Below are 21177 nucleotides of genomic sequence, written 5' to 3'. Positions count from 1 at the left end.
AAAATGAAATCGCTCGCGCATAATCGACCGTCATGGACCTCTCCTCGACCAAGCCCGTCGGCCCGGCGGATCGCGCGGCACGCCCGCGCATCTGGGCGATGGGCATCAGCCGCCTGCGCGAACTCTTTCGCGAGATCGCCGGCGAATTCGACGAACGCGCCGACGTGCGCATCGTGACGCGCGCCTATGAGGATGCGCTCAGCGCGATCGCCGAGGCCGGCACCGCGCGGCCCGACGTGATCGTCGCGGCCGGCTCGAACGGCGGCTTCCTGAAGACGCGTGCGCAGGTGCCCGTGGTGGTCGTGTCGCCGACCGGCTTCGACGTGATGCAGGCGCTCGCGCGCGCCCGGCGCGACGCGTCGCGGATCGCGCTCGTCAGCGCCGGCGAAACGCCGCCCGAAGTGCGCCGTTTCGTCGCCGCATACGGCCTCGACGTGCAGTTTGCGTCATATCAGACCGCGCAGGAAGCGGAAGCCTGCGTGCACGAGCTGCGCGACCGCGGCATCGAGACGATCGTCGGCCCCGGCCTCGTCACCGATCTCGCCGCCAGCGCCGGCATGGGCGCGGTGTTCCTGTATTCGCACGCGTCGGTGCGCAAGGCCGTCGATACGGCGCTCGAAGTCGCGTACGCGACGCATGCCGAGGCGTTCCGCCGCCAGCGGCTCGACAACCTGCTCCAGCACCTGCGCGACGGCGTGGTCGCGCTCGACGCGCGCGGCCGCGTGGAGGCGATCAACGAGCGGCTCGCGTCGGCGCTCGGGGTCGAACCCGCGGCGGCCGTCGGCCGCGCGCTCGTCGACCTGCGCCCCGAGTTGCGCACGCTGCGCGGCGAGGACGGCGACGCGCTCGCGACCGTGCGCGGCGTGCGCTACGTCGTGCATCGCGGGCCGCTGGTCGATCGCGGCGTCACGTCGGGCAGCGTGCTGACGTTCCAGGAATCGCGCGCGGTCGAACGCCTCGACCGCGCACTGCGTTCGCAGCCCACCACGCAGCAGTTCGCGGCGCGCTACGCGCTCGACGACGTGGTCGGCGCATCGGCGCCGATGGCGCGCGTGCGCGATCTCGTGCGCCGCTACGCGAAATCCGACGCGACCGTGCTCGTGCTCGGCGAAAGCGGCACCGGCAAGGAAATGATCGCGCAGAGCCTGCACGCGCTGTCCGCGCGGCGCAGCTACCCGTTCGTCGCGGTCAATTGCGGCGCGTTTCCGGAAGCGCTGCTCGAAAGCGAGCTGTTCGGCTATGAGGAAGGCGCGTTCACCGGTGCGCGGCGCGGCGGCAAGACCGGCCTGTTCGAAGCCGCACACCGCGGCACGCTGTTTCTCGACGAGATCGGCGAGATGCCGCCGTCGCTGCAGAGCCGGCTGCTGCGCGTGCTGCAGGAGCGCGAGGTGATCCGCCTCGGCTCGACCGAGCCGATCCGCATCGACGTGCGCGTGATCGCCGCGACGCACCGTCCGCTGCTCGCCGCCGTCGAGGCCGGCACGTTCCGTGCGGATCTCTATTACCGGCTCAACATCCTGAACGTCGGCCTGCCGCCGCTGCGCGAGCGCGCCGCCGACATCCCGGCGCTCGCGGCCACGCTGCTCGTGCAGGCCGCACGACGCGAACCGCGGCTCGCCGAGCGCCTGCGCGACGCCGACGATGCCGCACGCGTGCTCGGCGCGACGCAGGCTGTGCTCGCGCGCTACCGGTGGCCCGGCAACGTACGCGAACTGCAGAACGTGATCGAGCGGATCGCGGTGGAGCTGGCCGAGGAAGCCGACGAAAACGACCCGGCCGCCGCCTGCGGCACGCTCGATCCCGACGCGCTGCAGGCGATCGCGCCCGAGCTGTTCGCGGCCCCGCCCGACGCGGCCGACGCCGACGATGCGCAGACGCTGCACGCACGCCGCCGTCGCGCGGAAGCCGACGAGATCCGCGCGGTACTCGACGCGTGCGGCGGCGACCGCGATCGCGCATGCGCGATGCTCGGCATCAGCAAGACGACGCTGTGGCGGAAGTTGTCGGTGAAATAGGCAGGCCGGATGCGGCGCGCCGGCGCGCGCCTGCGTAACGAGGAACGTCAGTCGACCTTGTGATAGTGGCGATACGCCTTCGCGCGATTGCCGCACGACGACATCGAACACCAGCGGCGGCTGCCGTTCTTGCTGTCGTCGATGAACAGCCACTGGCAGGCGTCGTTCGCGCAACGCTTGACCTTCGCGAGCCGCGCGCCGCCAAGCAGGTCGATCGCCGACCACAGTACCGGGCTCAGCAGCGCCGCGAGCGTGGCGCCCGCGCCGCCGATCCGCCACGCATAGGCGCCGTCGATGCGCGCCAGCGCGACGCGCGGCGCCGCTTCCGCCAGGAAGCCGCCGAGCAGCGCCAGATCGTCTGCGTGCGGCTCGCGCTGCTCGGCCTGCGCATGAAACAACCGATAAAGCGCCTCGCGCAGTGCGAGCGCGCGCGCGAGCATCGCCGGCTCGTCATCCTTGTCCCGCACCCGACACGCGTCGGCCAGGCCGGACGGTACGCCCGCCTGCTCGCGGCACCACGTCAACAGGTCGTCCAGCGTCCCGAAGGTCTCCGTCGGCGTGTCGGCACCGCGCCAATACAGCGTATTCGCGAAATCGATGCTCAGCGTTTCCGGCGGCGCCGGAATCAGGCAGTCCGTCGTGACGGAAGGTTGCGTTTTGCTCATGACGCGATCGTATCTAACCAGCATGCCGGTTGACAAGCATCCGGACGCTTTCTAACATAACCGGCATGGTGGTTAAAAAACCGGTTGGCCGCACTGCGCCCTTTCAGTTCAAGGAGACACAGATGATCGATCGCCTTTTCTTCAGCGTTATCCACAACGACCGCAGCCGGGTGTTCGACGACAGCGCACCCGGCGCGCTCCGCTACAAGCGGCTGGCATGGTGCTTGTAGGCTGGTTTGCCGTACTGACGTCCCCTCTTCAGTTCAAGGAGCCCACAGATGATCGATCACCTTTCCTTCGGCGTCGCCCACATCGGCCGCAGCCGCACGTTCTACGACAGCACGCTCGGCGCGCTCGGCTACAAGCGGCTGTATAGCGACGACGGTTCGATCGGGTACGGCGAGACCGAGCCGGTGCTGTGGCTGCAGCATGCGGCTCGCCCCATCGCCGCCGATCCCGACTCCGGGCTGCACCTGTCGTTCAAGGCTGCGTCGCCCGTCGAGGTCGACGCGTTCTACCGCGCCGCGCTCGAGCACGGCGGCCAGGACAACGGCGGGCCTGGCAAGCGCGAGCACTACGGCCCCGGCTATTACGCGGCGTTCGTCGTCGATCCCGACGGATATCGGCTCGAAGCCCATTGCGAGCTGGACAACGTCGTCTGATCCGGTTCGCACCGACGCGGGTGAACGACAAGGGCCCGATTCCGCATCGCGCGGAATCGGGCCCTTGTCCTTGTTTATGCTGCATCGAGGTTCGGTCGCGACGCTCGCCGCGGGCAAACACGCCGATGCCGGGCGGCGCGGCCGGCTCGCGGCTGATTGCCCCGCGATCCGGCCGCGCCGGGCACGCACTTACTGCGCGTTGCGCGTGCTCTGCAACTGCTCGCCGAGCCCGTCGATCCCGAGGCGTACCTTCTGGCCGGCCTTCAGGAACACCGGCGACGGCTTGATGCCCATCCCGACGCCCGGCGGCGTGCCCGTCGTGATCACGTCGCCCGGCTGCAGCGTCATGCAGCTCGACAGATACGCGATCAGCTGCGCGACGGTGAACACCATCGTGCGCGTGTTGCCGTTCTGATAGCGGTGGCCGTCGACCTCGAGCCACAGGTCGAGACGCTGCGGATCGGGCACCTCGTCACGCGTGACGAGCCACGGACCAATCGGGCCGAACGTGTCGAAGCCCTTGCCTTTGTCCCACTGGCCGCCGCGCTCGATCTGCCATTCGCGCTCCGACACGTCGTTGACGACGCAGTAGCCCGCGACGTAATCGAGCGCGCGCGCTTCGTCGAGGTCCTTGCAGGTCGCGCCGATCACGACGCCGAGCTCGACTTCCCAGTCCGTCTTGACCGAACCCTTCGGGATGTCGATGCCGTCGTTCGGGCCGCAGATCGAGCTCGTCCACTTGCCGAACACGACGGGCTCCTTCGGCACCGGCATGCCGGCTTCGGCCGCGTGATCGGCGTAGTTCAGGCCGATGCCGATGAACTTGCCGACGTGGCCGACGCACGCGCCGATGCGCGGCTCGCCCGACACGAGCGGCAGCGTGGCCGGATCGATTGCACGCAGACGCGCAAGACCCGCGTCGGACAGCACATCGCCGGACAGATCCGGCACATGCGCCGACAGGTCGCGAATCCGGCCGTCCGCGTCGAGAATACCGGGCTTTTCCTGGCCGGACGGGCCATAGCGAAGCAGTTTCATCGTGCTCAACCTCTGTTGTCGAATGGGACAGGATACCGGCCAACGCGGCCCTTCGCGGCCACGTGCCGGACTGATTGTCGATCGTCGATTGCGCGCGTCGGCGCCGCATCCGGCATGCCGTTCGACGCGCGAGGGTCGCGCGGGCGCAGCGATCGTGGCACCACACGGAAGTATGGCGCGCATCGAACGGGCGGCCGCCGGTCTGCGCATCGGCGACGACGGCCCGGCACCCGCGACATGGCCCGGCCCGTACCGGCCGGCGTCACGCGCGGCCGCACCATCGCTGGCCCGCCAGTCTTTGTACCATCGGCCGCGCGCGATGAAATGACGCGCGACGGATACCGACTATTGGTGCCCCCGCGGGCGCTGCGGCGCAGCATCGCGGACGGCGCCGCCGCCCGAGTTCCTTTCGAATACCTTGAACCGGTGCCACCTGTCATGAATACCGGGTATTCGGGGCTTCCCTGTCATCCTCAAAACGAATTGATCCGTTCTTGTCAGGTAACGATCGGTAAAAAGACGCTGCATTGCACACTAATTGTTTGTTGTTAAGCTCGAACGGATGGCGTGCGTCGCCACACGCGAGCCCGACACAGGCGAAGTGCAGAATCGGTCAGCGTGCGTCGCCAATCGATCGACAGTCATCCCCCAACCTCACACCGACAATGCAAACAACCAACGACCTGCTTCCCGGCTGCGACGCACGGGAATCGATGGGCGCAATCGACCGTTATCGCGCACCCGCGCTCGACAAGGGTCTCGACATCCTCGAACTCCTGTCGGAGCAGAAAGAAGGCCTCACCCGCACCGAAATCACGAAGGAACTCGGCCGCAATGCGAGCGAGATCTACCGGATGCTCGAACGCCTCGTCGCGCGCCGCTACGTGATGCGCTCGACCGGCGGCGACCGCTATACGCTCAGCCTCAAGCTGTTCTCGCTCGCGCACCGGCATCCGCCGATGAGCCGGCTGATCGCCGAGGCGCTGCCGCCGATGCAGCGCTTCGCCGATTCCTCCGAACAATCGTGCCACCTGTCCGTCTACGATCGCGGCAACCTGCTCGTGATCGCGCAAGTCGACGGGCCCGGCCCGTGGGGGGTGTCGGTCCGGCTCGGCTCGCGCATCGGGCTCGCCGATACGGCATCGGGGCGGGTCATGCTGTCGTTCCAGGGCGCCGAGCAGCGCGCGCACATGCTCGCGGAGCACCGCAAGGTCAAGGGCGAAGCGCCGCTGAACGAGCAGGAACTCGCGTACGCGTGCCAGTCCATCCGGCAGGCCGGCTACCTGCGCCAGGACAGCCGCCAGGCGTACGGCGTGACCGACCTGACCGCGCCGATCCTCGGGCCGTCCGGCCATGCGATCGCGGTGCTGACCTGCCCGTACATGCGCCGGATCGATGCGCACATGGCGCCATCGGTCGACGCGGTCGTCGAAGGGTTGCGCGAAACGGCCGCCCATCTGTCGATGTGCCGCGCCGAAACCTGCTGACATAGCCGACCCTGCCGACACGCAGGCTCGTCGGAACGCACCGGGTACGGCGCGATCGCGCCGATCCCGGCCGCCCGCGATCACGCCGGTGCGAAGCGCGAGGCGCGACGGACGGTGCCATATCGTGCGTCCACGGCGCTACGCTAGAATAGCGGCCCTCTCAAAAACTACGGCGGCCGGTTGTCGCGGCCGTCGTGTCCGATGGATGTCATGGCCAAACTTCTGAACGATCAAGAATTCCAGCGTTTCTCCGAACTTCAGCAGAAGCAGGCAAGCTTCACGATCACGCCCGAGGAGGCGGACGAACTGCGCGATATCGTCGCGCGCGCGCAGAAGAAGCGCGACGATCGTGCCGCCGCGATGCAGGCGATCGAGAACTACATCGAGCAGTTCGACATCACGCCCGACGAGCTCTTCTCGCCCGAGCAGATCGGCGACGCGGCCCGCACCTACGGGCTCATCACGGCGACCAAGAAGGAACGCACGCTGCCGCCGACGATCACGTTCAACGGCAAGCCGTACCAATGGACCAAGACGCTTCCGGACGACGTGCGCGGCGCGCTGTTCGAAGCATTCACGTCCGGCGAATCGGTCAAGCGCTTCATCGCGATGCCGAAGGACATCGCGCGCTGCGCGCTGACGATCGCCCGCCTCGAGCGCGAAACCGGCGCCGTCTATGCCGATCCGCACCTCGAGGAACTCGCGATTTCGCGTGACCAGGTGAACGACGCGGCGGCGAAACTCGCTGCCTGAATGTAAGTGCGGGCACGGTTCATGCGTGCCCGCGCCCTGCATGACGCCGACCTTGGCCGGCGTTGCGCTTGCGCTAGCCGTGCGTCCGGACACTCCCGAAAAGCCTCACCTTGGCGTCCCGCAAGCGCTCACCCACCCCTCCCGAAAAAGCTCACCAAGGCTCCCGGAAACCCTCACCGAAGTCTCCCGGATGTGCTCACCGGCACGTCCCGCAGCCCCTCACCGATGCGCCCCGGAAAGGCTCACCGACACCTCCCGCAGGTACTCACCGGCCACTCCCGGGAAGGCTCACCGAATGCTCCCGTATCGGCTCACCTCGACCATCCCGGAGAAGCTCACCGGCGGCTCCCGAAAAATCTCACCTTTTGGGCAGGCTCGAATTTTCGAGGCTGAAATACGGCGGCAAATACGTGTGGGTACCTCGCGGAAAACTGCGCTGCGGGACCGATATCGCGGTAAACGAAACGCGTCTCGCGATACCTGCCGTATGCGCGTCGTTGTTTCCATCGCGAACAGACAGCGACACGTTCGCCGTCGTTTCGCTCGCGAGACCGGTTCGAATGCCCGGCATTCGTGACCGGAAACATCCGCAGCGTGCCGGGAAGCCGGGGACATCGACGGCTTATGGCGTCCGTACGCGCCGAGCCGCCGACGGACGCTACGGCTGCAGCTTCATCCTGAAGCCGACGACGCCGGGCTCCTCCGTCGTCGACACGGCGAAACCGCACGACTTCGCAAGCGCGATCATCGCCGAGTTCTCGCGCAGCGCCTCGCCGATCATCCATGCGGTTCCGCGCGAACGCGCGTAGTCGATGATCCGGTTCATCATCAGCCGGCCAAGCCCCTTGCCCTTCTGGTCGGGTCGTACCGCGATCGCGAACTCCGCCGTCTCGTTGTCGGGATCGGCCACGGCGCGCGCCACCGCGAGCGTGTGGTCGCGTCCGGACACGTCGGTGAACGACACGATGAAGGCCATCTCACGGTCGTAATCGATCTGCGTCATGCGCGCCACCTGCGAATGATCGAAGCTGCGCACCGCACCGAAGAATCGCATCCGCAGATCGTCCGGTGTCATCGCGCCGAGCAGCTCGTTATGCGCGGCCTCGTCTTCCGGACGGATCGGGCGGATCGTCACCGTCTCGCCGCGCCACTCGAGCGTCTGTTCGAGGTGGCGCGGATACGGCATGATCGCGAGCCGGCTGCGGCCCGTGGCCAGCGTGATACGCGGTGCAATCACTTGCGCACGGTCGGATAGCACGCGCAGCGTGACCGACATCGCAACGACTTCACGCACGTCGCAGACGACCTGCGACAGCGCCGTCAATGCGTCGAGCGTCGGCTCGACGGGTGTGCTGCGGGCATACGGCGAGCGCTCCATCACCGCGCGGGCAAGCACGGTGTTCAGCGGCGGCAGGCCATAGACGACGAACGGCGCCGATACGCCGTCCGCGGGCGGCACGGCATAGCGAAACACCGGGCCGAAGTTCGCATCGTCGTACATGTTGACCGTGACATCGACGACTTTCGTGCCGGCCGGCTCGGCGGCCTGCTCGCCCTGCAGGCCGAAACGGGACAGCCAGCCCAGCGCGGCTTCGCCGGTCAGCTCATGCTCGCCGGCTTCGACCATCCGGCGCGCGTCGGCCTGTGCCGATGCAACGCACTCGGCCGGCTGCAGCGGCGTGCCCTCGGGCGTTTGCATCAGCAGTTGCCGCCCGAGGTTGTAGTCGACGAGACGCGCATACGCGCGTGCGAGCCGCTGCGGCGTGGTGTGCACGGGAATGCCGTTCGCATGCAATGCATCGCGCGTCGCCGCGTCGACCGCGCCGAAGAAACACGCGAGGATGCCGCGATGCGCGTGCTGCCGCGCTTCGATCAGCGTGTGCGCGACCGCATCGGCCGGCGCGCTGTGGGAAGTCGAATGGACGACGAACAGCGTGCCCGTTTGCGGGAACGGCGCGAGCGCCTTGACCGCCGCGGCAAAATGCTCGGGCCGCGCATCGTCGCCCAGCGTCAGCGGATTGCCGGGCGACGCGAGATGCGGCAGCGCGGCCGAGACGGCCGACGTGGCGGCGGGCGGCCAGGCGGCCAGTACGTCGCGCACGTCGGACACCGCGTCGACCGCGAGTTTCGCGACCCCCGCATCGCTCGTCACGAGCGTGGCCGCGCCGCGCGCCGTGACGCGGCCGACGCCGAGCGTCTCGATCTCGTCGAGCAGATCGTCGAGCGCATCGACCCGCACCATCCCCGCACGCTGGAACGCCGCCGTATAGAGCGCGTCGCCGGGATCGGCACGCCCGGTGCGCAATGCGAGCACCGGCTTGTTGCGCGCGGCCGCGCGGGCGGCAGACATGAATTTGCGCGCCGCGCGCACGGTATCGAGTTCGAGCAGGATCGCGCGCGTGCCGGGGTCGCTCGCGAGATAGTCGAGCACGTCGCCCGCATCGACGTCGGACTCGCCGCCGAGCGCGACGACATGTGAAAACCCGAGGCCCCGTGCGTCGGCCCAGCCGAGCACCGCGTTCGTCAGTGCGTTCGATTGCGACACCCACGCGACACCGCCCGATCGCGCCGTATAGGCCGGCGCGCCAAAATGGGCATGCCGTGCGGGCGACAGCACGCCGAGGCTGCCCGGCCCGACGATACGGAGCACGAACGGCTTCGCCGCCTTCAGTGTGCGATCGAGCGCGGCGCGATCGGCATCCGTGCGTGCCTCGCCGACGATCACCGCCACGCGCGTGCCGAGCTCGCCGAGCTTGCGCACGATGCCGGCCCAGGTCGCGGGCGGCGTGCAGATCACGGCAACCGACGGCGGTGCGGGCAACCGGTCGACATCGGCAACGACCGCATGCCCGTGCAGGTCACGATACTTCGGATTGACGGGCCACACGGGCCCCTGGAACGCGCCGTCGAGCACGCGCGACCACACCATCGCGCCGATACTGCCCGCGCGCGACGACGCGCCGACGACCGCAACGGACTTGGGCTGGAACAACGCATCGAGATGGCGAACGGTCACATCGGCTCCCTGCGGTAACGAAAGACGACCCGATCGGCATGCGGCACGGACAGGCCGTACACCGATCGACGCGAACCCCAAGCATAGGCGAAGCGCATGCGGCTGCCTATATGCCGGACGGCCGACTATTCGACAGACGTCAACGCACGCACCATGGGCCTGTGACACGAGCACGAAAGCCGTCGCCGCACGCCGGGCGTCCACATTCGCTCGACGCGGGCGGCGTTCGCATTCGGCGCAGCGCTGTGTCCGCTTCGTCAGAGGTGAGGATTTACAGGAGCTATGGTGAGCGAATTCGGGAATTGCACGGCGCGACGCGCAAACACGCGAAAGGTGATCGGAATTCGCGGCGCGCGTGCACCGCGAGAATGGCGCGGGCCAATGCGGATATACCGTGAAATTGCGGCGCTGTTTACCGAAAATCGCCGCGATATGCAGCCGAATCGCAGCGAATTCGCAAAACGGGATCCGTTAATTGCGCGGCATCGCAGTTCAATACGCCGTCGGGAATCGCGCCGGAATGCACAAAAACAAAACGGTCCGACGGCCTCATGGCCGTTCGCACCGTCGGTCGGCACGCGAAAGGTGAGAATTTTCGGGAGTCAGTCCTTGATCAGGAAACGCGCGCGATTCTTGCCGAGCCACGTCGGCGAGCGTCCACGGCCACTCCACGTTTCACCCGTCTTCGGGTTCAGGTACTTCGGCGGCGACGTACGCTTCGGCTTCGCGGCGGCAGCGGCCGTCCCTGCCGCACGGAACCCGAGCTCTTCCGGCGTAATGTCGTATTCCTCGATTTTCGCGCGGATATCGGCAATCGCATCGGCAATCGCCTTTTCGCGTTCCTTGTCGATCTTTTGCTGAAGCCGTTCGAGCTGCGCGGTCAGTTGCCTGTAGGTCGCCATATGGATGGGACTCCGTGAGTGTTATTCGTGAAAAATAGGTGACTCTCAGCAAACAGAAAAGCGCTTCGCCCGATCGTGGTCTCCTCAGCCGGTTATTTCGAGGTCAATAACCGCTCTTTTTCTTGCACGCGAAGAGAAGATTTCGCGTGGCGTCATCGCTCGATTGCTGAAGCACTTCGAAATCCCCGTTGCAGATCGCCCGGGCGTTGTCCGTGCAATTGCTCCAGTCGCTGCCGGTGCATTGCACCTGAGTAGTCGGACGCCCGTCCGAAGTGAACAGCGGCGCGCTGCCGCCACACCCGCCGAGCCCTGCAACCAGACCCAGCACAACGGCCGCCCGAGGCCACCGACAGACCGACGCAAGCATGTGTTTCATTGTTCTTCCCGTCAACCTTTTTTTGAATGTCGCGAGTATGCCATGCGCGGCCCTTTCTCCGTCAGTCCGGCGTGCGCCCGGGTTGCCCTCGCGCCTTGTACGGCAAGCGCTTGCGCGGATCGTCGGTGATGCGAACGAACACCTGCTCGACGTCCGGAATCGCCTCGAGCTCACGTTGCAATGCCTGCCGGTCGAACGCCGTATCGGCACATCCTTCGACGTAGATGAAACGCCGCTGCACCGTGATCCACAGGCTCGTGCCATGCAGTCGATCGGAGCCGGCGAAGTGTGCCTTCACGGCGTCGGCGATCGGTGCGTCATACATGTAGGAGTTCGGCTTCGTGCAGCGGTGCGCGAGCCAGCACGTGGTGCCGCGTTCGGCACGGTAATGCGCGTCGTCCGTCATCTCTGCCCGGGTCATCCACGGGCCGAGCGGCAGCGGGCATTCGGCTACGTCCCGCGACAGCGCGATGAACGGATCGTTGTACCAGTTGCGCCGTGCCTCGGGGGCGTCGGCGTCGCCGGACTGCGCGAGCGCGGCGCTCGCCAGCAACAGCGTCAGCCATCCTGCGATGCCGATCCGTTTCATCGTGATCTCCTGTTCGATGCCGCACGTCCGGCCGCATCGGCCTTGCCGATCGGCCTACCGGTCGATGCCCAGCGCCGCCAGCTTCTTGTACAGTGTCGCGCGGCCGATCCCGATGCGCGCGGCCGCTTCCACCACCTTGCCGTCGCAAGCCGCGAGCGCATCGGTCAGGAACTGGCGCTCCCACGCCGCCAATGCATCGGCATACGACGCTGTCGGCGCGGCCCGCACTTCGCCCGCGCGCCGCTCGACCGTCTGCACAGCCACCGGCTGCGCCGGTACTGCACCGTCCGTCGATACACGCACCGGCCCAAGGAACGGCGCGAGCGCACGCGCATCGATCACCGACCGGTCCGACAGCATCAGCGCGCGCTCGAGCGTATTGCGCAACTCGCGCACGTTGCCCGGCCACGGATACGCACACAGCATCCGCAGCGCATCGTCGGTCAGCTCGCAATGGGCCGCGCGCCCGTGTTGCGCGGCCAGTTCCTCGAGGGTTGCGTAGACGAGCGCCGCGATGTCGGAGGCGCGCTCGCGCAGCGGCGGCGCGTGGATCGTCAGCACGTTCAGGCGGTAATAGAGATCCGCGCGAAAACGCCCGGCCGCGACCAGCGCCGGCAGGTCGGCGCTCGTGGCCGCGATGATCCGGACGTCCGCGCGCACGATCCGGTTCGAGCCGACCGGCTCGAACTCCTTGTCCTGCAGCACGCGCAGCAGCTTGCCCTGCAGCGGCAGCGGCATGTCGCCGATCTCGTCGAGAAACAGCGTCCCGCGATCGGCCAGCTCGAACTTGCCGACGCGCCCCTTGCGGTCGGCGCCCGTGTAAGCACCGGGCGCGGCGCCGAAGAATTCGGTTTCGAGCAGCGTGTCGGGAATCGCGGCAACGTTGACGGTCACGAGCGGCTGGAGTGCGCGCGCCGACGCCGCGTGGATCGCATGCGCGAGCAGTTCCTTGCCGGTGCCCGTCTCGCCGAGCAGCAGCACCGGCGAATCGACCTGCGCGGCGCGGCGCGCCTGGCGCTTGGTTTCGAGACTCGCCGCACTCGTGCCGACGAAACTCGCGAACGTGTATTTCGCGCGGCGCGCCTGCGCGAGCGAACGCTGCGTCGCGATCAGTTGCTGCTGAAGCTGGGCGTAGCGGGAAAAGATCGGCGTGAGCGTCTTCAACTGGTCGAACAGCGCGAAGCCGATCGCGCCGACCGTCTCGCCGGCCTCGTTCTTCAGCGGCAGGCGCGTGACGACGAGCGGCTCGCGGCCCGTCTCCATGATGTCGAGCAGGATCGGCTGGCCGGTCGACACGACCTCGCGCATCAGGCTGTTCGGGATCACGGCCTCGCAGTCGAGGCCGACGGCTTGCTGCGGATCGGCGAAACCGAAGCGCGCCGCATACCGCTCGTTCATCCACACGACGCGTGCATCGCGATCGACGACCACCGTGCCCGCGCTCGAATCCTCGAAGGTCCGGAACAGCGACTCGGCGGCGCGCCGCAGCACGTCGCCGTAGTTGACGGGCAGGCGGGCCCAGTCGTTCATCATCGTGTCTTCGTCTCCGTGTATCGTCGACCGGCTGTCTCCGGAACGAGACGGATTATCTCACTCCGGAGACACGCTGCAATACGTTGTCGGGTAAAGCCCTGCACGATGTCGAGGCTTGGCCGGATAGCCAAAACGTCTCCAGATGGAGACGTTTTATGTAGAATCGTCAGACAACGACCGGCGCGGGCCCGCCGGTCCCCGGCGGACCCATGTCCGGCGGCGCTATCCGGCCGATGGCACGAAACCTGCACGAACCTGAGCTGGTCCGCGGCGCATCGCGCGATCGAACAACAACCAAAGCCATTCCAAGCTTTTAGGAGACTCCCTTGTCTTTCGTGATCGTCCTCGCCGCGCTGGCGTTCCTGATGTTCGCCGCGTATCGCGGCTACAGCGTGATCCTGTTCGCGCCGATCGCCGCGCTCGGCGCGGTGCTCCTGACCGAACCCGCCGCCGTCGCACCGGTCTTCTCCGGCATCTTCATGGAGAAGATGGTCGGTTTCGTCAAACTGTATTTCCCGGTGTTCATGCTCGGCGCGGTGTTCGGCAAGGTGATCGAACTCTCCGGGTTCTCCGAGTCGATCGTCCACGCGGCGATCCGCTACATCGGCCGCTCGCGCGCAAATGCGGTGATCGTCGCGGTGTGCGCACTGCTCACCTATGGCGGCGTGTCGCTGTTCGTCGTGGTGTTCGCGGTGTATCCGTTCGCGGCCGAACTCTATCGCCAGAGCAACATCCCGAAACGGCTGATGCCCGGCGCGATCGCGCTCGGCGCGTTCTCGTTCACGATGGATTCGCTGCCCGGCACGCCGCAGATCCAGAACATCATCCCGACCACGTTCTTCAAGACGACCGCCTGGGCCGCGCCCGCGCTCGGCACGATCGGCTCGCTGTTCATCATCGTCGTCGGCCTCACGTATCTCGAATGGCGCCGCCGTTCGGCGATGGCAAAGGGTGAAGGCTACGGCACGTCGCTCGTCAACGAACCGGAGCGCGTCGAGGCGAAGTCGCTGCCGAATCCCGCGCTCGCGATCCTGCCGCTGATCCTCGTCGGCGTATCGAACTTCGCATTCACGAAGCTGATTCCGCAGTGGTACGGCGCCGCGTCGTACACGGTCGCGCCGGAAGTGCTGCCCGGCGTGCACGCGCCGGTCACGACGTCGATCAAGACCGTCGTCGCGATCTGGTCGGTCGAGGCTGCACTGCTGCTCGGCATCGTGCTGGTCGTGCTGACCGCGTTCAAACGCGTCAGCGGGCGCTTCGCGGACGGCTCGAAGGCCGCCGTCGCCGGTGCACTGCTCGCCGCGATGAACACCGCGTCGGAGTATGGCTTCGGCGGCGTGATCGCGGCGCTGCCGGGCTTCCTCGTCGTCAGCGATGCGCTGAAGAGCATCCCGAACCCGCTCGTCAACGCGGCCGTGTCGGTCAGCTCGCTCGCCGGCATCACGGGCTCGGCGTCGGGCGGCATGAGCATCGCGCTCGCCGCGATGTCGGACCTGTTCATCAAGGGCGCGCAGGCCGCCAATATCCCGCTGGACGTGCTGCACCGGGTCGTCGCGATGGCGAGCGGCGGCATGGACACGCTGCCGCACAACGGCGCGGTGATCACGCTGCTCGCGGTCACGGGCCTCACGCACCGCGAGTCGTATCGCGACATCTTCGCGGTCACGATCATCAAGACGCTCGCGGTGTTCTTCGTGATCGCCGTGTACTACACGACGGGCCTCGTGTAATACCCCCGCATGCGGCGGCCCGTCTCCGGGCCGCTGCCCGCCGGCCGCCGGCCATGTCGCTGCGGCCGGCTTCTCCCCCGCTCCTCCCCTTTTTGCCGGGCACCGTCGAGGTGCGCGCGCCGGCCGCTCATTGTTGTCTTCCGGAGAACACTACGTTGGGCGCAGCGGCATTTTTCGCGCGTCAGGCGAGGCCTACACTGCTTTCGACGGTCACCGTACGTGATCGGCGCCGTCGAAAACATGGAGGTATCCGCTCATGAACCCGCTGCTCCGCACACTCGCCCTCGCCGCCGCATTCGCCGCTCCCGTCGCCGCGCAGGCGCAAGCCACCCAGCCGCTCACGCGCGCCGAAGTGCATTCCGAAGTGGTTGCACTGAGAAAAGCCGGCTTCCAGCCGAGCGACTGGTTCTACCCTGCCAGCATCCAGGCCGCCGAAGCGAAGATCGCCCGGCAGCAAGGTGCGCCGCGGGCCGCGGGCGCCGGCTACGGCAATCGCGGCGCGTCCGCCACGGGCCAATAGTCCGGTTTCAAGCCAGCGGGCTGCGCTCGCGTCAGCGCCACGTTGCCGGCGCGTGCAGCGCGCACCGCGCTGCACGGTCAGCGCGGCTCGATGCCCGCTTTCGCGTAGGACTCGCGTTCCAGTTCCAGTATTTCCGCGGACAGCTGCAGGTGCATGCCGGGCGGCGCGACGACGTGCCGCTTCAGTTCCGCCAGCACCCGCTCCGAGAATTCCCGCTTGACGTCAGTCGGCCGGCCGCTCAGCACCGCGAGCTTCGCGTGGACGAACGCGCGAGGCGCCGGCGACGTGCCGACCGCAAATGTATCGAGCCGCAGCGCGCGGCTCTTGATATCGCGCTCGTCGAAATGGCCGGACGCGGCAAGCGCAACATTGAGCGCGCGCAGTGTCGCGCCGGCGTCGAACCCGTCGAGGTTCGCGGAATATTCGAGCGTCAGGTGGGGCATGGGGTCGGTGGCCTCGTCGGTATCGGGAAATGCGCCGGCCGGCATCCCGAAAGCCCACGCAGTGCTACCGGATCTATGCCTTGACCGGCTGGATCAGGCGCTCGCAGGCGCTTGCCTGCGGATCGCCGGCGGGCAGTTTCCCACAGATGCCGTCGAACTGCTTCGCGATCGACCTGACCGATGCGTCGTGCGCACCGCTGCCGCGCCAGCGGTTCAACTGCGTGACGACCTTGGTCAACGCGCGCAGGTTCGCGCCGTAGAACGCGTCCCGCGTCTTGTCGGCCTGCGCGAGCACGCTCGCGGCGATCCCTTCGATGCGCGCCGAATCGTCCGGCGCCAGTTCGACCGCATTCGCGAAATAGGTCGCGCCCCAGCGCAGCTTCGTCGCCGGCCCGCTCGCCGCATCGTATGCCTTGCGGTACCAGTCGAGCGCCGCGGCCTTGTCGCCGCGCGCCTTCGCATTCGCGGCCAGCCCGGACATGAAGTAGTACGGCGTGGACGAGCGCGGCAACTCGGCCTTCAGCAAGGCATCCGACTCGTCGTACAGCCCCGCGTCGGTCAGCGTGTCCGCGCCTTCGCTGACGAGCGCCTGCCGCTCGTATGCGTTCGCGGCACCCTGCACCGACGCCAGGATCTGTTTGCGCGCCGTGTCGGCCAGCGCCGGCACAGCGAGCGGTGCGCCCTTGCGTGCATCGCCGCGCGCGAGCAGCACGCGGCCGTGCAGCGCCATCAGCCGGTCGATCGACGACAGCGTGGTGTCGGTCGACAGGCGCGCAAGCGCCGTGTCGTACGCGCCGCGCAATTTCGCGCGCTGCGCGTCGCCGCCACCGAGATACGCGACCACACGCGCGGGCGCGGCGACCAGCACGTCCGAATCGGCCCGCGACAAGGCGGGATCCTGCAGCACCGCGCGCAGCGAATCGGCCAGCGCCGACTTGTCCAGCGCGCCGGCCTGCGCCGGATCGTCGGACGCGGCGACCACGGCCGACTTCAGCGCAAAGCGCGCCGATTCGGCCTTCGCGCCGGCCGCCCGCGCGCGTTGCGCGAGCGACTGCAGCGTCTCGGCCACGCGATCGGCCGGCACCGGCAGCGCGCCGTCGGTATCCCACGAATAGTCGGCCAGCAGGCGCCATTCGTCCGGCGTCAGCGACGCACCGTTCTTCAGCGCGGTCGCGAGCGTCTGCCGCACCGGATGCGCGGCCGTCATCCCGAGCGACAGCGCCTGCATGTAGCGGTCGAGATCGGCTTCGCCCGGCAGCCGCGTCACTTCGGTGCCGTCGGGACGGAACAGGATCATCGTCGGGTAGCCGTGCACCTTGAAGCGCTCGCCGAGCTTCTGCGCGCTTTCGGTATCGCCGTCGAGATACACGGGCACGAAGAACGACGAGCGGGTCTTGAATGCCTGCTGGCTGAAGATCGTCGATTTCACCTGGTTGCACGACGGGCACCACACCGCGCCCCAGTAGAGCAGCAGCGGCTTGCCGGTGCGCTTCGCCAACGCGAAAGCGGCGTCGACGTCGCCGTGCTGCCACGCGATGCCGGGCGGCAGGTGCGCGCCGTCGGGCGATGCGCTCGCGACCGGGGTGCCCGTGGGCGCGGCGGCGGCAAACGCCGCACCCGCGGCGGCAGCGAGCAGGCAGGCGGCAGTCAGATTCCGGAGAGCGGTTTTCATCGAAGCGGGTCCGTTGAAAAAGAAGGTTGCGGAAAGGAGTGGCGCGCCAGGCGACGACGGGAAGCGACGACCTGAAGCGACGCCCATGCAGCGAGATTCATGAAGCGATGAAGCGCACCGGCGTGCGGCGTGGCGCAAGCCGGCGTGCGTCGACGCAAGCCGCGCGCATCGATGCGGCGACCGCCAACACCGCCCGAAGCGGCCGGCAAATCCTTCAACGATACGATCCGCGCAGCCGGCGGGAAACGAACGAATTCTTGAATGAATATGACGCGCGGCATCGTCGCCGCGTGTTCACTCTCGGCCCTTGATCCGCGCCATGTGATACACGGACATGTGCACGCCGTCGCGCAACGCGTAGCCCGGCGATTCGCCCTCGATCCGGAAGCCGTGCTTCTCGTAGAGCGCGATCGCCGCGCGGTTGTCGGTGAACACGGTCAGCTCGAGGCGCGTGAGGTTCAGCCAGTTTTCCGCGAGATCGATCGCGGCCGCGAGCAGCCGGCTGCCGATGCCGCGCCCGTGCCGGGTCGCGTCGACCATCATGCCGAGCCCTGCCGCATGGCGCCGACGCGGATTCGGTTCGAACTCGAGGCCGAGATGGCCGACCACCGCGCCGTCGATTTCGGCGACGAGGCTCGCGCCGCGCTCGTGCGCGTTGGCGAGCCGTTTCTGCCATTTTTCGAACGATGGAAACGGATACTGCAGCGTATACATGTACACCGCGGGGTGCGCGGCGATCTGCCGGATCGCGTCGACGTCGTGCGTCTCGCTGTGCCGGATCTTGATGTCGGTCATGGGTGGGCCGGTTCCGAAAAGTCGCGCCCGCGGCGCGGGCTGCGCACATGCGCAGCAACGGATCGAGCTTATCCGATTTCACGCATTTGAAACATCGGCGTCATGCGATGCCGTTGCACCCGCAACGACCGGCGCTCAAGCCACGCCTCCACGCGCAGGGAAAATCTGACCGGCCCGACGACTGGATACCGGTAATTTCTTACCCGCTTCCGTCACGAATCGCTTCCCGATGCTTCCCGATCGATCGTTGCGCACGCAACGTCACGCGCGCGACACGCGATGTCATGCCTTCATCACGTCGACGTCACGTCGGCTCCCTAGACTGGGCGCCGCCCAATCCGGCACGTACCGGGCCGGTGCGTGCCGACGTCCTGCCCCGCGCATCACGAGCGCGCGTCGCGCAGGATCGCGGCACCGGCCCAGGCATCCGCGCGGCACCACGGATCGCGCGCGATGCGCGCAGGTCCGCCACGCGCGGCCGCCGCACCCGACCGCCCATGCCGCTCGCATCGCCCCGGCGGGCGACGCACGGGCACCGCCAGACGAAGTCACGAACGCTCCCATCATCACAGGACCCGAACGCCATGACGTCACGCCGCACATTCCTCCAGCAGACCGCCACTTCCGGCCTCGCCGCCGCCGCGCTCGCCGCGTTTCCGCCGAGCATCCGCCGCGCGCTCGCGATTCCCGCGTTTCACGAAACGGGGACCATCCAGGACGTCAAGCACGTCGTGCTGCTGATGATGGAGAACCGCGCATTCGACAGCTACTTCGGCACGTTCAAGGGTGTGCGCGGCTACGGCGACCGCTTTGCGGTGCCGTCGCCGAACGGCCGCAACGTGTTCTACCAGACGTACACGAAGCCGACGCCCGCCGCCACCGTCACGCCGTATCACCTCGACGCGAGCCAGGGCAACGCCCAGCGCGCGGGCGGCACGCCGCACACGTGGGCCGATGCGCAGGCCGCCTGGGACCATGGCCGGATGAACCGCTGGCCCGACGCGAAGACGCCGCTGTCGATGGGCTACTACGACGCGGCGGAAGTCCCGTTCCAGCGTGCGCTCGCCGATGCGTTCACGCTGTGCGACCACTATCACTGCGGGATGCACACGGGCACGATCGCGAACCGCCTGTTCTACTGGAGCGGCACCAACGGCCCGAACGGCATCAGCCCGGCCGACGGCAGCCGCGTGAAGCTCGCCGCGCTGAACAACCAGTTCAACGGCGGCAACGACATCGGCCCGTCGAGCCAGGGCTGGACCTGGACGACCTATGCCGACCGGCTGCAACAGGCCGGCGTGAACTGGAAGGTCTACCAGAGCCTGATCGACAACTTCGGCTGCAACGAGATGATGAGCTTCCGCCACTGGCGCGCGGCGATCGAGCAGATGCCGGCCGCGCGCCGGCCCGCGTACGTCGCGTCGACCGACATCACGCAGCCGGTGACGGCGGCCGGCGCGTTCTACGACCCGGCGATCGACGATCCGCTGAGCCCGCTCGCGAAGGGCTTCGGCAACACGATGCCGTACGGCTTTCTCGAAACGTTCCGCGACGACATCCGCAACGGCAAGCTGCCGGAAGTGTCGTGGATCATCCCGCCGTCCGCCTACAGCGAACACCCGGGGCCGTCGAGCCCCGCGCAGGGCGGCTGGTACGTGCAGGCGGTGCTCGATGCGCTGACGGCGAACCCGGAGGTGTGGAGCAAGACGGTGCTGCTGGTCAACTACGACGAGAACGACGGCTTCTTCGACCACATGCCGTCGCCGGCCGTGCCGTCGCGCAACGCCGACGGCACGCTCGCGGGCGGGCATACGCTGCGGGACGCCGACGTCGCGGTCGAGTACCACGACTTCACGCCGGCGACGTCGAGCCAGCCGGCGATCGACGGCCGCCCGTACGGCCCGGGCCCGCGCGTGCCGATGTGGGTCGTGTCGCCGTGGAGCCGCGGCGGCTGGGTCAACTCGCAGGTGTTCGACCATACGTCGACGTTGCTCTTCCTCGAAAAGCGCTTCGGCGTCGCAGAGCCGCAGATCAGTGCGTACCGCCGCGCGGTGTGCGGCGACCTGACGAGCGCGTTCAACTTCCGCTCGCCGAACAACGAACCGCTGCCGACGCTCGCGGGCCATACGACGAAAAGCCAGGTCGACGCGCTGAGCGCCGCGCAGCAGGCCGCGCCGAAGATCGTGCCGCCGGCCGCGCCGTCGCTGCCGGCGCAGGCGACCGGCGTGCGCCCGTCGCGCGCGCTGCCTTACGAACTGCATGCGAGCGCGCGTGCCGACGCCGGCAACGGCACGCTCACGCTGAAGTTCGCGAATACGGGCCGCGCCGCCGCCGTGTTCCACGTCTATGACAAGCTGCACCTCGACCGCCTGCCGCGGCGCTACGTCGTCGAACCGGGCAAGACGCTGCACGGCGACTGGGCGGCGCGCGCCGACGACGACGGCAAATATGACCTGTGGGTGCTGGGCCCGAACGGCTATCACCGCCGCTTCACCGGCGACCTGAGCCGCCTGGCCGGTGCCCGCGCGCCCCATCCGGAAGTCCGCGTCGGCTATGCGGGCGCTAGCGGCAACCTCCACCTGCGGCTACGCAACCACGGCGGCGGCACGGTGCGCTTCACCGTGAAGTCGAACCAGGTCTACGGGCCGCTCCCGGGCCGCGGCGCACACGACGGTCGCGGCCATGGCATCGAGGACGGCAACGGCCAGGGTCGCGGCACCGGTACCACCTGGACGGTCACGGTGCGCGCCGGCGACCAGGCCGAACTGGACTGGAAGCTCGACTCGACCGGCCACTGGTACGACTTCATCGTCACCGCGGACAGCGACCCGGGTTTCTCGCGCCGCGTCGCCGGCCGCGTGGAAACCGGCCGCCACTCGATCAGCGACCCGGCGATGGGGCTCGCCGACCGCTTCTGATGCCGCCGCGGCGACACGCATTGCGCCACGTTGCGCCGCGTGTCGCCGCCCGCGCCGGCCCGG

At 68.0% G+C, this 21177-nt stretch carries 18 protein-coding genes; 8 read left to right on the top strand and 10 right to left on the bottom strand.

The window, feature by feature from the left end; translation table 11 throughout:
- Positions 1 to 32: 32 nt before the first annotated feature.
- Complete coding sequence (gene prpR, locus L810_RS17705; protein WP_021159662.1) at positions 33 to 2015, top strand: propionate catabolism operon regulatory protein PrpR; 1983 nt, start codon at positions 33 to 35, stop codon at positions 2013 to 2015.
- A gap of 47 nt (positions 2016 to 2062) precedes the next feature.
- Here prpR and L810_RS17700 read toward each other — a convergent pair whose 3' ends face one another.
- On the bottom strand, positions 2063 to 2704 hold the full coding sequence (locus L810_RS17700) for a CGNR zinc finger domain-containing protein (RefSeq protein ID WP_042975152.1): 642 nt from the start codon (positions 2702 to 2704) through the stop codon (positions 2063 to 2065).
- Positions 2705 to 2958: 254 nt separating this feature from the next.
- Here L810_RS17700 and L810_RS17695 point away from each other — a divergent pair, with 254 nt between their 5' ends.
- Positions 2959 to 3342, top strand: coding sequence for a VOC family protein (locus L810_RS17695; RefSeq protein ID WP_021159659.1), 384 nt, complete (start codon positions 2959 to 2961; stop codon positions 3340 to 3342).
- Positions 3343 to 3531: 189 nt separating this feature from the next.
- On the opposite strand, the gene L810_RS17690 is transcribed toward L810_RS17695, so the two are convergent.
- Positions 3532 to 4380 (bottom strand): ureidoglycolate lyase, encoded by an 849-nt coding sequence (locus L810_RS17690; protein ID WP_021159658.1) that lies wholly within the window; start codon positions 4378 to 4380, stop codon positions 3532 to 3534.
- A gap of 665 nt (positions 4381 to 5045) precedes the next feature.
- Between L810_RS17690 and L810_RS17680 the strand changes: the two genes are divergently transcribed.
- Together L810_RS17680 and L810_RS17675 are read left to right on the top strand one after the other, a co-directional pair.
- Entirely contained in the window at positions 5046 to 5867 is an 822-nt protein-coding gene (locus L810_RS17680; protein ID WP_042975150.1) for an IclR family transcriptional regulator, read from the top strand.
- A gap of 201 nt (positions 5868 to 6068) precedes the next feature.
- Positions 6069 to 6620: a hypothetical protein gene (locus tag L810_RS17675; RefSeq protein WP_042975149.1), complete on the top strand. Its 552-nt coding sequence runs from the start codon at positions 6069 to 6071 to the stop codon at positions 6618 to 6620.
- Positions 6621 to 7278: 658 nt separating this feature from the next.
- On the opposite strand, the gene L810_RS17670 is transcribed toward L810_RS17675, so the two are convergent.
- From L810_RS17670 to L810_RS17655, 5 genes are all read right to left on the bottom strand, one after another.
- Positions 7279 to 9636, bottom strand: a complete 2358-nt coding sequence (locus L810_RS17670) for a GNAT family N-acetyltransferase (RefSeq protein ID WP_021159652.1) — start codon at positions 9634 to 9636, stop codon at positions 7279 to 7281.
- A gap of 602 nt (positions 9637 to 10238) precedes the next feature.
- A complete protein-coding gene (locus tag L810_RS17665; RefSeq protein WP_021159650.1) occupies positions 10239 to 10538 on the bottom strand; it encodes an H-NS histone family protein in 300 nt (99 codons plus the stop codon).
- Positions 10539 to 10641: 103 nt separating this feature from the next.
- Positions 10642 to 10914, bottom strand: a complete 273-nt coding sequence (locus L810_RS45310) for a hypothetical protein (protein ID WP_048023821.1) — start codon at positions 10912 to 10914, stop codon at positions 10642 to 10644.
- Between the two features lie 61 nt (positions 10915 to 10975).
- Positions 10976 to 11503: a BON domain-containing protein gene (locus L810_RS17660; RefSeq protein ID WP_021159648.1), complete on the bottom strand. Its 528-nt coding sequence runs from the start codon at positions 11501 to 11503 to the stop codon at positions 10976 to 10978.
- Positions 11504 to 11557: 54 nt separating this feature from the next.
- On the bottom strand, positions 11558 to 13036 hold the full coding sequence (locus L810_RS17655; RefSeq protein ID WP_021159647.1) for a sigma-54 interaction domain-containing protein: 1479 nt from the start codon (positions 13034 to 13036) through the stop codon (positions 11558 to 11560).
- A 326-nt stretch (positions 13037 to 13362) separates the two neighbouring features.
- Here L810_RS17655 and L810_RS17650 point away from each other — a divergent pair, with 326 nt between their 5' ends.
- A complete protein-coding gene (locus tag L810_RS17650; protein ID WP_021159644.1) occupies positions 13363 to 14766 on the top strand; it encodes a GntP family permease in 1404 nt (467 codons plus the stop codon).
- Positions 14767 to 15022: 256 nt separating this feature from the next.
- Positions 15023 to 15286: a DUF4148 domain-containing protein gene (locus L810_RS17645; RefSeq protein WP_021159643.1), complete on the top strand. Its 264-nt coding sequence runs from the start codon at positions 15023 to 15025 to the stop codon at positions 15284 to 15286.
- 77 nt (positions 15287 to 15363) lie between these two features.
- Here L810_RS17645 and L810_RS17640 read toward each other — a convergent pair whose 3' ends face one another.
- Both L810_RS17640 and L810_RS17635 read right to left on the bottom strand, forming a co-directional pair.
- Positions 15364 to 15729, bottom strand: coding sequence for a 5-carboxymethyl-2-hydroxymuconate Delta-isomerase (locus tag L810_RS17640; protein ID WP_042975155.1), 366 nt, complete (start codon positions 15727 to 15729; stop codon positions 15364 to 15366).
- A gap of 73 nt (positions 15730 to 15802) precedes the next feature.
- Positions 15803 to 17401 carry a thioredoxin family protein gene (locus L810_RS17635; RefSeq protein ID WP_021159641.1) on the bottom strand — a complete coding sequence of 533 codons (1599 nt, stop codon included), beginning with the start codon at positions 17399 to 17401 and terminating at the stop codon, positions 15803 to 15805.
- A gap of 38 nt (positions 17402 to 17439) precedes the next feature.
- Between L810_RS17635 and L810_RS17630 the strand changes: the two genes are divergently transcribed.
- Positions 17440 to 17712 (top strand): hypothetical protein, encoded by a 273-nt coding sequence (locus L810_RS17630; protein WP_021159640.1) that lies wholly within the window; start codon positions 17440 to 17442, stop codon positions 17710 to 17712.
- Here the strand turns inward: L810_RS17630 and L810_RS17625 are convergent.
- On the bottom strand, positions 17696 to 18196 hold the full coding sequence (locus tag L810_RS17625; RefSeq protein WP_021159639.1) for a GNAT family N-acetyltransferase: 501 nt from the start codon (positions 18194 to 18196) through the stop codon (positions 17696 to 17698). The two genes, L810_RS17630 and L810_RS17625, sit on opposite strands and share 17 nt — an antisense overlap.
- Before the next feature lie 584 nt (positions 18197 to 18780).
- Between L810_RS17625 and L810_RS17620 the strand changes: the two genes are divergently transcribed.
- Positions 18781 to 21114 carry a phosphocholine-specific phospholipase C gene (locus L810_RS17620; protein WP_021159637.1) on the top strand — a complete coding sequence of 778 codons (2334 nt, stop codon included), beginning with the start codon at positions 18781 to 18783 and terminating at the stop codon, positions 21112 to 21114.
- The last annotated feature ends 63 nt before the right edge of the window (positions 21115 to 21177 follow it).

Origin of the sequence: Burkholderia sp. AU4i (assembly GCF_000466765.1) — a bacterium.
Taxonomy (GTDB): Bacteria; Pseudomonadota; Gammaproteobacteria; order Burkholderiales; family Burkholderiaceae; genus Burkholderia; species Burkholderia cepacia.
This window is presented reverse-complemented; position numbering and strand designations above follow the sequence as displayed.

Bases quoted from the DNA above. Each gene is read 5' to 3' on its own strand.
- prpR (WP_021159662.1), top strand. From the start codon at position 33: ATGGACCTCTCCTCGACCAAGCCCGTCGGCCCGGCGGATCGCGCGGCA.
- L810_RS17700 (WP_042975152.1), bottom strand. From the start codon at position 2,704: ATGCTGGTTAGATACGATCGCGTCATGAGCAAAACGCAACCTTCCGTC.
- L810_RS17695 (WP_021159659.1), top strand. From the start codon at position 2,959: ATGATCGATCACCTTTCCTTCGGCGTCGCCCACATCGGCCGCAGCCGC.
- L810_RS17690 (WP_021159658.1), bottom strand. From the start codon at position 4,380: ATGAAACTGCTTCGCTATGGCCCGTCCGGCCAGGAAAAGCCCGGTATT.
- L810_RS17680 (WP_042975150.1), top strand. From the start codon at position 5,046: ATGCAAACAACCAACGACCTGCTTCCCGGCTGCGACGCACGGGAATCG.
- L810_RS17675 (WP_042975149.1), top strand. From the start codon at position 6,069: ATGGATGTCATGGCCAAACTTCTGAACGATCAAGAATTCCAGCGTTTC.
- L810_RS17665 (WP_021159650.1), bottom strand. From the start codon at position 10,538: ATGGCGACCTACAGGCAACTGACCGCGCAGCTCGAACGGCTTCAGCAA.
- L810_RS45310 (WP_048023821.1), bottom strand. From the start codon at position 10,914: ATGAAACACATGCTTGCGTCGGTCTGTCGGTGGCCTCGGGCGGCCGTT.
- L810_RS17660 (WP_021159648.1), bottom strand. From the start codon at position 11,503: ATGAAACGGATCGGCATCGCAGGATGGCTGACGCTGTTGCTGGCGAGC.
- L810_RS17655 (WP_021159647.1), bottom strand. From the start codon at position 13,036: ATGATGAACGACTGGGCCCGCCTGCCCGTCAACTACGGCGACGTGCTG.
- L810_RS17645 (WP_021159643.1), top strand. From the start codon at position 15,023: ATGAACCCGCTGCTCCGCACACTCGCCCTCGCCGCCGCATTCGCCGCT.
- L810_RS17640 (WP_042975155.1), bottom strand. From the start codon at position 15,729: ATGCCCCACCTGACGCTCGAATATTCCGCGAACCTCGACGGGTTCGAC.
- L810_RS17635 (WP_021159641.1), bottom strand. From the start codon at position 17,401: ATGAAAACCGCTCTCCGGAATCTGACTGCCGCCTGCCTGCTCGCTGCC.
- L810_RS17625 (WP_021159639.1), bottom strand. From the start codon at position 18,196: ATGACCGACATCAAGATCCGGCACAGCGAGACGCACGACGTCGACGCG.
- L810_RS17620 (WP_021159637.1), top strand. From the start codon at position 18,781: ATGACGTCACGCCGCACATTCCTCCAGCAGACCGCCACTTCCGGCCTC.